The sequence below is a fragment of the Streptomyces sp. NPDC050315 genome, from assembly GCF_040655775.1.
GTDB lineage: Bacteria > Actinomycetota > Actinomycetes > Streptomycetales > Streptomycetaceae > Streptomyces.
Window position 1 is genome coordinate 76,019 of the sequence record NZ_JBFAKN010000012.1, and the last position, 12,517, is coordinate 88,535.

Annotated in this window: 11 protein-coding genes; 6 read left to right on the plus strand and 5 right to left on the minus strand. The window is 71.7% G+C overall.

Annotation, left to right across the window (positions count from 1 at the left end):
- Positions 1-75: 75 nt before the first annotated feature.
- From AB0I82_RS33485 to AB0I82_RS33510, 6 genes are all read left to right on the plus strand, one after another.
- Positions 76-1,224, plus strand: coding sequence for a substrate-binding domain-containing protein (locus AB0I82_RS33485; RefSeq protein ID WP_363261243.1), 1,149 nt, complete (start codon positions 76-78; stop codon positions 1,222-1,224).
- A gap of 131 nt (positions 1,225-1,355) precedes the next feature.
- Positions 1,356-2,687 (plus strand): sugar ABC transporter substrate-binding protein, encoded by a 1,332-nt coding sequence (locus AB0I82_RS33490; protein ID WP_363261245.1) that lies wholly within the window; start codon positions 1,356-1,358, stop codon positions 2,685-2,687.
- 27 nt (positions 2,688-2,714) lie between these two features.
- On the plus strand, positions 2,715-3,698 hold the full coding sequence (locus AB0I82_RS33495; RefSeq protein WP_363261246.1) for a sugar ABC transporter permease: 984 nt from the start codon (positions 2,715-2,717) through the stop codon (positions 3,696-3,698).
- On the plus strand, positions 3,695-4,555 hold the full coding sequence (locus tag AB0I82_RS33500) for a carbohydrate ABC transporter permease (protein WP_363261247.1): 861 nt from the start codon (positions 3,695-3,697) through the stop codon (positions 4,553-4,555). The genes AB0I82_RS33495 and AB0I82_RS33500 overlap by 4 nt, the downstream gene beginning before the upstream one ends.
- Positions 4,556-4,592: 37 nt before the next feature.
- A complete protein-coding gene (locus tag AB0I82_RS33505; protein WP_363261248.1) occupies positions 4,593-5,612 on the plus strand; it encodes a hydroxyacid dehydrogenase in 1,020 nt (339 codons plus the stop codon).
- Positions 5,609-7,540, plus strand: a complete 1,932-nt coding sequence (locus AB0I82_RS33510; protein ID WP_363261249.1) for a DUF2264 domain-containing protein — start codon at positions 5,609-5,611, stop codon at positions 7,538-7,540. Before AB0I82_RS33505 ends, AB0I82_RS33510 begins: the two co-directional genes overlap by 4 nt.
- On the opposite strand, the gene AB0I82_RS33515 is transcribed toward AB0I82_RS33510, so the two are convergent.
- From AB0I82_RS33515 to AB0I82_RS33535, 5 genes are read right to left on the minus strand one after another with little or no spacing between them, the layout of a single operon-like run.
- On the minus strand, positions 7,518-8,276 hold the full coding sequence (locus AB0I82_RS33515) for an ABC transporter ATP-binding protein (protein ID WP_363261251.1): 759 nt from the start codon (positions 8,274-8,276) through the stop codon (positions 7,518-7,520). The genes AB0I82_RS33510 and AB0I82_RS33515 overlap by 23 nt on opposite strands.
- Positions 8,269-9,132: an ABC transporter ATP-binding protein gene (locus AB0I82_RS33520; RefSeq protein ID WP_363261252.1), complete on the minus strand. Its 864-nt coding sequence runs from the start codon at positions 9,130-9,132 to the stop codon at positions 8,269-8,271. The genes AB0I82_RS33515 and AB0I82_RS33520 overlap by 8 nt, the downstream gene beginning before the upstream one ends.
- Entirely contained in the window at positions 9,129-9,974 is an 846-nt protein-coding gene (locus tag AB0I82_RS33525; RefSeq protein ID WP_363261253.1) for an ABC transporter permease, read from the minus strand. Before AB0I82_RS33525 ends, AB0I82_RS33520 begins: the two co-directional genes overlap by 4 nt.
- Before the next feature lie 10 nt (positions 9,975-9,984).
- Positions 9,985-11,034, minus strand: coding sequence for an ABC transporter permease (locus tag AB0I82_RS33530; protein ID WP_363261254.1), 1,050 nt, complete (start codon positions 11,032-11,034; stop codon positions 9,985-9,987).
- 13 nt (positions 11,035-11,047) lie between these two features.
- The gene (locus AB0I82_RS33535) at positions 11,048-12,484 is read right to left on the minus strand and encodes an ABC transporter substrate-binding protein (RefSeq protein ID WP_363261255.1); all 1,437 of its coding nucleotides are present in this window, start codon (positions 12,482-12,484) and stop codon (positions 11,048-11,050) included.
- Positions 12,485-12,517: the final 33 nt, after the last annotated feature.

Below are 12,517 nucleotides of genomic sequence, written 5' to 3' on the forward strand. Positions count from 1 at the left end.
CGGCTCTCGTGCGGGGACGGCCTGATCGTTATGCTGCCGCCGAACGCTCAAACGCACACAGGGGGGCGCAGCGACATGCGGGAACCGGTGGATCTCAGGCGGCAGCGGATCTTGGGTGTGGTGCGGTCGCGCGGCGCGGTCCGCGTCGGCGATCTCGCGGCGGAGCTGGACGTTTCGGTGGTCACCGTGCGCCGGGACGTCGAGGAGCTGGCCCGCGCGGGGCAGCTGCGGCGCGGGCACGGGGTGGTGCGTTCGATCGTGCCGGTCGAGGAGGCGGGGGCGGGCGTACCGAGGGCGCGGTCCGGCGAGGACGGTGCCGCGATAGGGCTGGTGGTGCCCGAGCGGCACTCGTACCTCTTCGAGATCCTGCACGGTGCGCGTACGGTGCTGGAGGAGGCCGGCATGCGGATCGCGCTGCACATCGCGCCCGCCGTGTCCGGTGGCGAACGCCCCATGGTGGAGCAGGCGTTGGCGAGCGGCGTGCAGGGCCTGCTGATCGCGCCGCGCTGGCGCGGGCTGGGCGCGGAGGAGGCGGACTACGGCTGGCTCGGCTCGCTGGACGTACCGACCGTACTGATGGAGCGCCGCCCGCGGCCCGGCAGCGCGCTGCACGCGCTCGACTCGGTCTGCTCCGACCACTGGTACGGCGTCCATCTCGCCGTCGAGCACCTGATCTCGTTGGGGCACCGGCGGATCGTCCTGGGCGCCCGGGACGACAGCCCTACGGCGCGGGCAGTGCGGGCCGCCTTCACCGCGATCGCGGCGGAGCGGGCGGAGATCGAGGACTGGGCCGTGACGCTGAGTTCGCCGACGGCCGTGCCGGAACCGGCGGAACGGCCGCGCTCGGAGTCCGCGCGGGAACCGCAGCCCGACGTCCTGGACCTCCTTCGCACTCGCGGCGCCACCGCCGCCGTCCTGCACGGCGATGTGGACGCGCTGATGCTGGTCCAGCGGTTCCAGGAGGCCGGGATACGGGTGCCGGAGGACTTCTCGGTGGTGGCGTACGACGATGTCGTCGCGGCGCTGGGCAGTACTCCGCTGACCGCGGTGGCGCCGCCCAAGACGGAGGTGGGGCGGGCGGCGGCCGAGCTGCTGCTGCACCGGCTGCGGCGGCCCGCCGAGGAGCGCCCGGCACCCGTACGGCGTATCGAGCTGCTGCCGGATCTGCAGGTGCGCGGGTCGACCGGGCCGGTGAGCGGGTCGGCGAGCGGCGCTGGTGAGTGACCGTCAGGAGCGGGACCGCCTGGACCGCGTGAGCGTTTGACCGTTTCAATTTCTTCTGATCGGTCTATTGACCGGGTTCTGTTACGCCGATCACTATTCCCGTGTCCCGAAACGAGCCGCGGGAGGCATGCATGCCCGGTCCACCCGATCGTCGGTCCGTGCTCGCTGCACTCGCCGCCTTGTCCCTGTCCGGTGCGAGCGCCTGCACCGGCAGTGGCGGCAGACAGCCACGCACCACCGGCAAGCGCACCACCCGCATCACCTTCTGGTCCGCCCTGCGCGGCAGCCAGGAAGTGGTGACGGAGTTCAACCGTACGCACGACCACATCCAGGTGGACTTCCAGCAGGTGCCGTCCGGCGCGCTGGGCGGCTACGCCAAGCTGAGCAACGCCGCCCGCGCCGGCAACGCGCCGGACGTCGCCACCATCGAGTACCCCCAGGTCCCCGGCTTCGCCATCGACGGCGTCGCCCGCGACATCACCGACCTCGTCGACGACGGCCTGCGCGGCAAGCTGCTGCCGCAGGCCCTCGAACTGACCACCTTCGACCGCCGGGTCTTCAGCGTCCCGCTGGACATTGAGCCGATGGTGCTGCATTACCGTACGGATCTCTTCCGCAAGTACGGCATCGATGTCCCGGCCACCTGGGACGACTTCGAGGAGGCCGCGCGGCTGGTACGGAAGCGGGCGCCGGACCGTCATCTGACGCTCTTCCCCACCGACGGCATGACGCAGTTCGCCGCGTTCTCCTGGCAGGCGGGCGCCCGTTGGTTCGACACCTCCCAGGGCGCCTGGAACGTCTCCATGGCCGATGCCCCCACCCGGCGGGTGGCGCGCTACTGGCAGCGGCTGGCGGACCAGGACCTGGTCGCCCGGTTCGCCACCGACGGCAATCGCTTCCCCGCCGCGATCGGGCAGGGCCGGATCCTCAGCCGAGTCCACGGAGCGTGGGACGCGGGCGCGCAGATGAACGCCCATCCGGGGCAGGCGGGCAAGTGGGCGATCGCGCCGTTCCCCCAGTGGGACACCCGGCGGCCGGTGAACGCCACCCACGGCGGGTCCACGTTCGCCGTCACCAAGGACTGCCGCCATCCCGAAGCCGCCATGGAGTTCATCAGCTGGCAGGTCACCCACCCCGACGCGCTGCGCGCCCGCCTCTCCAGCGGCACCAGCAGCCAGTTCCCCGCCGCGCCCGGCCTGATCGAGGTGGGCCGCAAGGCATTCGACCGCCGCTACTACTCGGGCCAGGACATCTACGCGCTCTTCCGCGAGCAGGCCGAGCAGATAGACGACCGGTGGACGTGGGGGCCGCGGATGACGGCGACGCAGAAAGTCATGCAGGACGGGTTCGCCCGTGCCGCCGGCGGCACGGGCACGATCATCGACGCCGTACGCGAGGCACAGCGCGGCACCCTGCCCGACCTCAAGGCCCTCGGCCTGACCACCACCGAACGCAGCAGCTGACCAACCGTCAGAGAGGCAGGTGACACCATGACCACGACCACCACCAGTACGGACACCGTCGCGCTCCCGCCCCGGACCGCTCCCCTCTCCGCCGCCGACCGGCGGCGCGGGGCCCGCAGGCGCCGGTTCGGCGCGTGCGGCGTGCTGATGACGCCGTTCTTCGTGCTGCTCGTGACGGTCTTCCTCATTCCCGTCGGTACCGCCGTGTGGCTGAGCTTCTTCGGCGCCGACCAGCCGGGGCTCGGCTTCGGCCCGGAGCGGACCGTCTTCGTCGGACTGCGCAGTTACGCGGCGGTCCTCACCGACCCGACCTTCCTCGGCGGCCTCGGCACGGTCGCCGCGTACTGCCTCGTCTACATCCCGCTGATGGTGGTGTGCGCCCTGGCGCTCGCCCTGCTGCTGGACTCGGGCGTGGTACGGCTGCGGGCGTGGGCGCAGCTGGCGCTGTTCCTGCCGCACGCCGTGCCCGGCATCATCGCCGCGATCATCTGGCTGTACCTCTACACGCCCGGCATCAGCCCGGTGGTCGAACTGCTGGCACGCGGCGACATCACCGTCGACTTCCTGGGCGCCCACACGGTCCTGCCCTCGATCGTGAACATCGCGGTGTGGAGCAACCTCGGCTACAACACCATCATTTTCTACGCCGCGCTCCAGGCCGTCCCGCGCGAGGTGATCGAGGCCTCGGTGGTCGACGGCGCGGGGCCGGTGCGCACCGCCCTGCAGGTCAAGACCCCGTTGGTGCGCTCCTCGATCGTGATGGTCGCGATGTTCACACTGATCTGGGGCCTGCAGCTGTTCACCGAGCCGATGCTGCTCGGCCAGCAGACCCCGATGATCAACGCGCGCTTCACCCCGAGCATGTACATCTACGACGCCGCCTTCAACCGCAACAACTACAGCCTGGCGGCGGCCGCCTCGGTGATCCTGCTCCTCTTCACCATCGCCCTGTCCTACGGCGTGACCCGCTGGACGAACCGGTCCACCGAGAAGGCGGAGGCCGCCCGATGAGTACCACCTCCACCGCCCTGCGCCCCCGGCTGCTCGGCCGCACCGCCGTGAACGCCGTCGTCGGCGTGTGCGTGCTGTACACCCTGCTGCCCGTCCTGTGGCTGGTGCTGGCCGCCGCCAAGAACCGCGACGCACTGTTCAGCAGCGAGCTGCTGTCCCTCGGCGACTTCTCCTTCTTCGCCAACCTGGGCGAGCTGTTCGCCATGGACGGCGGGCTCTTCAGCCGTTGGTACGGCAACAGCCTGCTGTACGCGGTGCTGGGCGCGGCGCTCGGCGCGCTGATCAGCGTCGCCTGCGGCTACGCCTTCGACAAGTACGCCTTCCGGCACAAGGAGAAGCTCTTCGGCGTGGTACTGGCCGCGGTCATGGTGCCGCAGACCGTCCTCGCGCTGCCGCTGTATCTGATGGCGTCCGGCGTCGGGCTGGTCAACACCTTCTGGGCGGTCTTCATCCCGGTGCTCTTCAACCCCTTCGGCGTCTACCTCGGCAGGATTTTCAGCCAGGGTTATGTGCCCGACGAGGTGCTGGAGGCGGCCCGCATCGACGGCGCCGGCGAACTGGCCACGTACTTCCGGGTCGCCCTGCGGATGCTCGGTCCCGGCCTGGTGACCATCTTCCTCTTCCAGCTCACCGCGATCTGGAACAACTTCTTCCTGCCGATGGTGATGCTGTCCGACCAGCAGCTGTACCCGCTGAGCCTGGGGCTGTACACGTGGAACAGCTCGGCGACCGTCTCGCCCGAGTACTACCCCGTCGTCGTCATGGGCTCGCTGCTCGCGGTGCTGCCCCTGATCCTCGCCTTCATGCTGCTGCAGCGCTTCTGGCGGTCGGGGCTGACGGCGGGAGCGGTGAAGTAACGACGTCACCACCCGTACGACACGTCGAAGGAGTTCCATGACCGAGGCGCAACACCGGCCGCGCGCCGCGCTCGCCATGAGCCAGGACGCCGCCACGGCTGTCTTCGGCCCGGACGAGACGGCCGCCCTCGCCGCCCTCTGCGACCTGGCACCACCGCCCGTACTGGACGACCTGACCACCGAACGGGCCCGCGCGGTCCTCGCGGAGACGGAAGTACTGGTCACCGGCTGGGGCTGCCCGCCCATCGATGCGGCGGTACTGGCCGCCGCACCTCACCTGCGGGCCATCGCACACTCCGCGGGCAGCGTCCGCCACCACCTCACCGACGCCTGCTGGGACCGCGGCATCGAGGTCTCCTCGGCTGCGGCCGCCAACGCACTGCCGGTGGCCGAGTACACCGTCGCGATGATCCTGCTGGCGAACAAGCGCGTCCTGGAGCGCGCCCGCGACTACCGCGCCACCCGCAGCCGCGACGCCTGGCTGCGCACCGACCGCTCGGTGGGCAACTACCGCAACACCGTGGGCATTTGCTCCGCGTCGCTGATCGGGCGCCGGGTGATCGAGCTGCTGCGCCCGTACGACCTCCAGGTCCTGCTCTACGACCCGTACGTGTCCGAGGCGGAGGCCGCGGCGTTGGGAGTGACGGGTGTCGGCATCGAGCAGCTGTTCGCCGCGAGCGACGTGGTCAGCGTGCACACGCCGCTGCTGCCCGCCACCCGCGGCCTGGTCAGCCGCGAGCTGATCGCCCGGCTGCGCCCCGGCGCCACGCTGATCAACACCTCCCGGGGCGCGGTCGTCGATCAGGACGCGCTCACCGACGCGGTGACCTCGGGCCGCATCCACGCCGTCCTGGACGTCACCGAACCCGAACTGCTGCCCCCCGACCACCCGCTGTGGGACTGCGCCAACGCCCTGCTGACCCCGCACCTGGCGGGCTCCCAGGGCAACGAATGGCGCCGCCTCGCCGACCTGACGGTGAGTGAGGTGGCCCGGTGGTCCGCCGGCGACGGCTTCGCCCACCCCGTACACCGCGAAAGGCTGGCGTTCCTGGCATGACCGACGTCGTCACCCATGGCTTCCTTCAACTGCCCTCTAGTGACCGGTCCTTGAGCCCGCACACCGGCTACACCCGCGCCCACTGGGAGGCCGCCGCCGACGGGCTGGTGCGCGCCGCCCTGCGGTGGGCGACGCCCGGCGGGGCGCTGCTGGTTCTACCGGGGCGGCCCTCCCGGTCCGGGGTGCGCTCCGACGGTCTGGAGGGGTACGCCCGGACGTTCCTCGCCGCGGCGTTCCGCGTCGCGGGCGCGGACGGCGCCGACCCGCACGGCTTCCTGCCCCGGTACGCCGACGGGCTCGCCGCCGGCACCCGCACGCCGGGCCGCGAGGACACCGAATCCTGGCCGCTGATCCTGGACCACCACATCCAGGGCCAGCCGATGGTGGAATCCGCCTCCGTCGCGCTCGGCCTGCGGCTGACCCGCCCGTGGCTGTGGGACCACCTCGACGCCGACGTACAGGACCGCACCGAGGGCTGGCTGCGCGGCGCCCTGCGGCACACCCCCGCGCCCAACAACTGGTACCTCTTCGCCGTCACCGTCGCCGCCTTCCTGGAGTCGGTCGGCCGCGGCGATGCGGAGACCCGGCGCGCCATCGACCGGGGCCTGCATCTGCTGGAGACGTGGTACCGCGGCGACGGCTGGTACGCGGACGGCGACGGCCGCGCCTTCGACCACTACAACGGCTGGGCGCTGCACCTGTACCCGGTACTCCACGCCCATCTGGCAGGCGACAAGGGGCTGTTGGACCTCTACGGGCCTCGGCTGAGCGAGCACCTGGAGGGTTACTCGCTCCTCTTCGGCGGCGACGGCGCCCCGATCCACTTCGGTCGCTCGCTGACCTACCGTTTCGCCGCAACGGCGGCGATCGGCCTCGGCGCGCTGACCGGCCACACCCCCCTCGCACCGGGCGTCTCCCGCCGACTGCTCAGCGGCGCCCTGCGCCACTTCCTCACCCGGGGCGCGGTGGGGGCCGAGGACGGGCTGCTCAGCCTGGGCTGGTACGGGCCGCACGAGCCCACCTGCCAGACGTACTCCGGGCCCGGCTCCCCGTACTGGGCCTCCAAGGCATTCGTCGCACTCCTCGCCCCCGCCGACGACCCACTGTGGACGGCCACCGAGGAGGCGTCCCCCGCCGAGTCCGCCGACCGGGTGCTGGCGCTCCCCGCGCCCGGCCTGCTCGTCCAGACCACCGCGGCCGACGGCCTCGCCCGGCTGCACAACCACGGCAGCGACCACGTCCGCCCGCAAGAGGGCGACAACGCCGCAGCGCACGACGTGCTCTACGGCCGCTTCGCCTACTCGACCGGCACGGGCCCGACCTCCCCCGCCAACGCCCCCGACAATCACCTCGCGGTCGAGGTCGCCGGCCGCTCCTCGGTACGCTGCCGAATCCACCCCCTGGGCGCCGGTGGCGGCGACGACTGGGGCTGGGCGGCCTCTTGGCACCGCCCGGTGTTCCCCGCGGGCCCACCGATGGTGCCGGGCCTGGAGGTACGGAGCGTCACGGTGGCCCGCGGCCGCTACGAACTGAGAGTGCATCAGGTCGTGGGCATCCCGCACGGCGCCCGCATACACCTGACCGGCTGGGCAACACCCCCGGACGGGCCACTGTTCTCGCAGCTCCACGGCCTGCACGGCTGGCCGCACCACGACGAGGTACGCGCCCCTCAAGGCACAGCCTTCACCCCCTGGGCAGTACTCCCCCGCCTCACCACCGACCCCGTCGAGGACGCCGACGCAACGGTACTCGTAGCGGCCCTGGCGTCCCTGACCTGCACTGCGGAGGCAGCACCCCTGGCCGATGTCGCCACCGTGGTGTCGGCGAACGCCGAGGAGATCCGCATCCGGTGGACCGACGACGGATCGGTCACCCGGATCGCCTTCACCGTGGGGACGCGTCACGTCACGGTGGCAGCACGGGAGTGAGACGCGGCACGGCATCGCGCAGGGTGCGGGTGGCGGCGTGTTGTGGATGGTGGAGGATGTCGGTGAGGTCGCCCTCCTCCACCACGCGGCCGCGGTGCAGGACCATCACATGCGGGCAGAGCTGTGCCACCACCGCGAGGTCGTGGGAGATCAGCAGGCAGGAGAGCCGGTGCTCGGCGCGGAGCCGCCGGAGGAGGTCGAGGATGCGGGCCTGTACGGTCGTGTCCAGCGCGCTGGTGGGTTCGTCCAGGATCAGGAAGCGCGGCCGCACGGCCAGCGCGCGGGCGATCGCCGCACGCTGGCGCTGACCGCCGGAGAGCTGGTGCGGGAAGCGCGCGGCGTGCTCGGCGGTCAGGCCCACGTCGGCAAGGAGTTCGGTGACGCGCCCGGCCTCGGCGCCGCGCGGCACCATCCGGTGCGCCCGCAGCACTTCCGAGATCGCCGTGCCCACGCGCATGCGCGGATCGAGGGCGCCCTCGGTGTCCTGCACGACGATCTGTACGGCACGCCGGTACGGGCGCGGCCGCCGCATCCCGCCGATGTCGACGCCGCGGAAACGCACCGTGCCACTCGTCGGCGCCACGAGACCCAGCAGACACCGGGCCACCGTCGTCTTGCCCGAACCGCTCTCCCCGATCAGCCCCAGGCCGGACGGGCCCTCGGGCAGGGTGAGGCTCACCCGGTCCAGCACGGCCGTGCCGCCGTACACCACGGTCAGTTCGCGTGCCTCAAGCATCACCGGCCGTCCCTTCGCCGCGCCTGTCGTTGCGTCCTTCGCGGTACTCCTCCGCCGGCCCGGAAACCGCCGGCCCGCCCAGCCGCGGGGCCGCTGCCAGCAGCCGCCGGGTGTGCTCGGCCCGAGGCGCGGCGACCAGGTCGGCGGCGGGCCGGTCCTCGATCACCTGTCCCCGGTGCAGCACCGCGATCCGGTCGCAGAGCCCGGCCAGCAGCGCGAGGTCGTGGCTGATGAACAGCACGGCCGTGCCGTGCGCGGCACGCAGCTCCGCCAGCAGCGCGCAGATCCGTGCCTGGGCCGTCACGTCCAGGGAGCTGGTCGGTTCGTCGGCGACGAGCAGTCGTGTGCTGAGGGCCGATGCCAAGGCGATCGCCACGCGCTGGAGCTGTCCGCCGGAGAGCTGGTGCGGGTAGCGGGAGAGGTGCCCTTCGTGCAGTCCCACTCCCTTCAGCCCGGTGGCGGCGCGGAGTCGGGCCTCGGCGCGGGTGCAGCCGTGCAGCCGCAGTGCGCGCAGCACGGTTGTCCCGACCGGCAGTACCGGGCTGAAGGCGGCGGCCGGGTTCTGCGGGATCAGCGCCATGGTGGCACCGCGCAGCCGGCGCAGCCGCCGTTCCGGCATCCCGACCAGTTCCTCGCCGGCCAGCCGGATGCTGCCGGTCACCCGGGCGCCCGCGTGGCGGGTCAGCCCCAGCACCGTCAGTCCGGCCGTCGTCTTGCCCGCGCCGCTCTCCCCCGCGATGCCCAGGAAGTCCCCCCGGCGCAGCACCAGTTCGCCGATGTGCAGCACCGGTTCCGCCGGTTCGTGGCCGAACGAGACCCGTACGTCGCGCAGGTGCAGGAGGGGTGGGGCGGTCACGACCGGATCCGTGGGGTGTGCCGTGGGTCGAGGCGGTCGCGCAGCGCGTCGCCGAGGAGGAAGCACACCGCCGCGACCAGCATGATGGCGAGGCCGGGGAAGGTGCCGATCCACCAGTGCGTGGTGAAGTAGTTCTGCGACTGCTCCACCATCAGGCCCCAGTCGGGCGCAGGCGGCTGCGGGCCGAGGCCCAGGAAGGTCAGTCCGGAGGCGACGAGCAGCACCCCGCCGACGTCGGTCGATGCCTGGACCAGCAGGGGGGTCGAGGCGTTGGGCAGGACGTGGCGGATCAGGGTGCGACGGTGCCCGAGACCGAGCGCCCGGCACGCCTCGATGTACGGGCGCCCGGCGACCGACGCGGTCTCGCCGCGCACCAGCCGGGCGTACCACGGCCACCAGGTCACGGTGAGCGCGACGGTCAGCCCCATCGGGCCGGGCGCCAGCACCGTGGCCAGGGCCAGCGCCAGCAACAGGGCGGGCACGGCCAGGAAGACATCGGTCAGGCGCATGAGGACCTCGTCGATCCAGCCGCCGAAGTAGCCGGCCACCAGCCCTGTCGCGGTGCCCACCAGCAGCGAGACCGCGACCACGGTCACCGCGACGACCGGGCCGATGCGCGCGCCGTACAGCACCCGGGAGAACACATCGCGGCCCAGTTCGTCGGTGCCGAACCAGTGGGCCGCGGAGGGCGGGCGCAGTATCCGGGCGGTCTCGGTGGCACCGGTCGCGTCCCCGGGGTACGGGGCCAGCACCGGTGCGAGCAGCGCGACCAGCACGACGATCACCACGCCGGCGGTGGCGAGGACCAATGCCGTACGGCCGCCCCGGGGTCCGTGTGTCATCGCCGTCACCTCACCGCAGGGTGATCCGTGGGTCGAGGGCCGCCTGCGCCAGGTCGACGACCAGGTTCGCGACGAGGTAGAGCAACGCGACCAGGAGGGTCACTCCGACGACGGCCGGTACGTCGAGGGACCGCGCCGCGTCGACCGCGTACCGGCCGAGCCCCGGATAGTCGAACACCGCCTCCACCAGGAAGGTGTTGACCAGCGCGTACCCGAAGACCAGCGCGCTGAGCTGCAGTACGGGGTTCCAGGCGAGCCGCAGGGCGAAGCGCCCGAGGACGGACCGTTCGGGGAAGCCGAGGGAGCGCACCATCTGGATGTGGGGCTCGCCGACCGCGTCCAGGAGGGTGGCCCGCACCAGCCGGGCGAGGACGGCCGCCGGGTAGGAGGCCACCACGAGCGCCGGCAGCAGCAGGTGGTCGAAGAGGTCGGCGGCCGCCGCTCCGTTCCCGGTGAGGACGGCGTCCAGCAGGGGCAGGCCGGTGACGGTGGTCACCGGATGCGCGGCGAGTACCGTGCGATCGTGGCTGCCGGCGATCGGCAGCAGGCCGAGCCGGCTCGCGAAGAGCATCTGGAAGAGGAGCGCCAGCCAGAACGTCGGCATCGAGGCACTGAGCAGCGCGGCGGTCCGCACCAGCGCGTCGGGGGCCCTTCCGTACCACCGCGCGGCGACCAGTCCCGCGGGGACGCCCACGGCCAGCCCGATGACCAGTCCGGCGAGCACCATCTGCAAGGTGTTGGGCAGCAGTGTGAGCAGATCGTCCAGGACAGGGCGGTGCGTGCCTATAGACAGGCCCCAGTCACCGCGCAGCACTTCGGCCACGTACGAAACGATCTGCTCGACGACCGGGCGGTCCAACCCCAACTCGGCGCGGATCCTTGCCCGTTCAGCGGCCGAGGCCCGTGGTCCCGCCCAGACCCCGGCCGGGTCGCTGGGCACCACCCAGGCGATCAGGAAGGTCAGCACCACGACCCCGAGGGCGACCAGGGCCGCGAGCACCGAACGGCGGGCCGCGTAACGGATCACCGGCAGACCGCGGCCGTTCCGAGGGCGCTTCATGTCCAGCCCCGGGCTAGCGGTGGGTGAGATCGTGGACGAACACAACGTTGGCGTAGGCCGGGTTGTCGACGAAGCCCCGGACGTCACTGCTCAGCACCCGTTGATAGGTGTTGGTGCCGAGGAAGAGCACCGGCGCGTCCCTGATGAGGATCTCCTGCATCGTGCGGTAGGTCCGCACGGCCCCGCCCGGGTCGGTGGCCGTCTGCGCGCCGACCCGGTCGATGAGCCGGTCGAGCCGGGGATTGGAGTAGTAGGCGAGGTTGTAGGAGATCTCCTTCTCGGTGCGGAACACGTTGCGGAAGTACGACAGCGGCTCGGGATCGTCCGGCCACCACCACATGACGAAAATGTCCTGGCGCTCGTCACGGTCCTTTTTCTTGGCGCGCGGCCATTGCGCCGACGACCATTCCAGGCCCACGACCCGGAGGTTGATGCCGAACGGGCGCAGCTGTGCCTTCATCAGGTCACCGGTCATGCGGATGGTGTCGTCGCCCGCGGGATAGGTCATCTCCAGGTTGATGGTCCGGCCGCTGCCCGGGCCGTACCCGGCCTCCTTCAGCAGCTGCCGGGCGCGGTCGCGGTCGCCCGGCAGAGCGAGGGCGGTGGTGTGTCCGAGCATTCCTTCGGGGATGACGCCGTCGGAGGCCACGAGCGCGCCCCTGCTCGCGGTGACGATTTCCCGGTAGTCGAGCGCGTCCGCGACGGCTTGGCGCACCCGTACGTCGTCCAGTGGCTTCTTCTCGGTGTTCAGCAGGCCGATCAGGGTCTGCCACGAGGGCCGTTCGCGTACGGCGAGGTTCGGCCGGCCGCGCAACGTGTCCAGGAGCTGCGGCGGCAGCCCGCCGCTGTAGTGCCCCGCACCCGAGCTCATGAGCTGCGCTGCGGTGGAGGACTGCGGCACCGCCTGGAAGATCACCTTCTTGTAGCGGTTGCCCTTCCAGCCGCCCCAGTAGTCCTTGAAGGCGGTCAGCTCCAGCTCGTTCTCGCTGCCCGGATTCCAGGAGGCGACCGTGTACGGCCCGGTGCCGCGGCTGGTGGCCCGGTAGTCCTCGGCGTCGTCGGAGACCTCGTAGATGTAGGCCGCGTAGGCGGCGGAGGCCACGATGTCCAGTGGCGCCGGACGGGACAGCTCGAAGCGGACCTGCCGCGTCCCGACCGGGGTGATCTTCTTCACCGGGTCCCACACGTAGGAGGCGCTGGCCTTCAGCTTCATGGTGCGCTCGATCGACGCCTTGACCGCCTCGGCGGTCAGCGGGCGTCCGGAGTGGAACCGTACGTTGTCCCGCAGGGTGAACGTCCAGGTCCGGCGGTCCCCGGACGATGTCCACCGGGTCGCCAGCACGCCTTCGGTCCTGCCGGTTTCGGCGTTGTACCGGGTGAGCCCCTCGTACATGTTCGACAGGGCCACCAACTCATCCGAGTAGGACCGCGCCGGATCCCACTCGGTCACCAGCCCCCTGCTGGACAGATATACAAAGGTGTC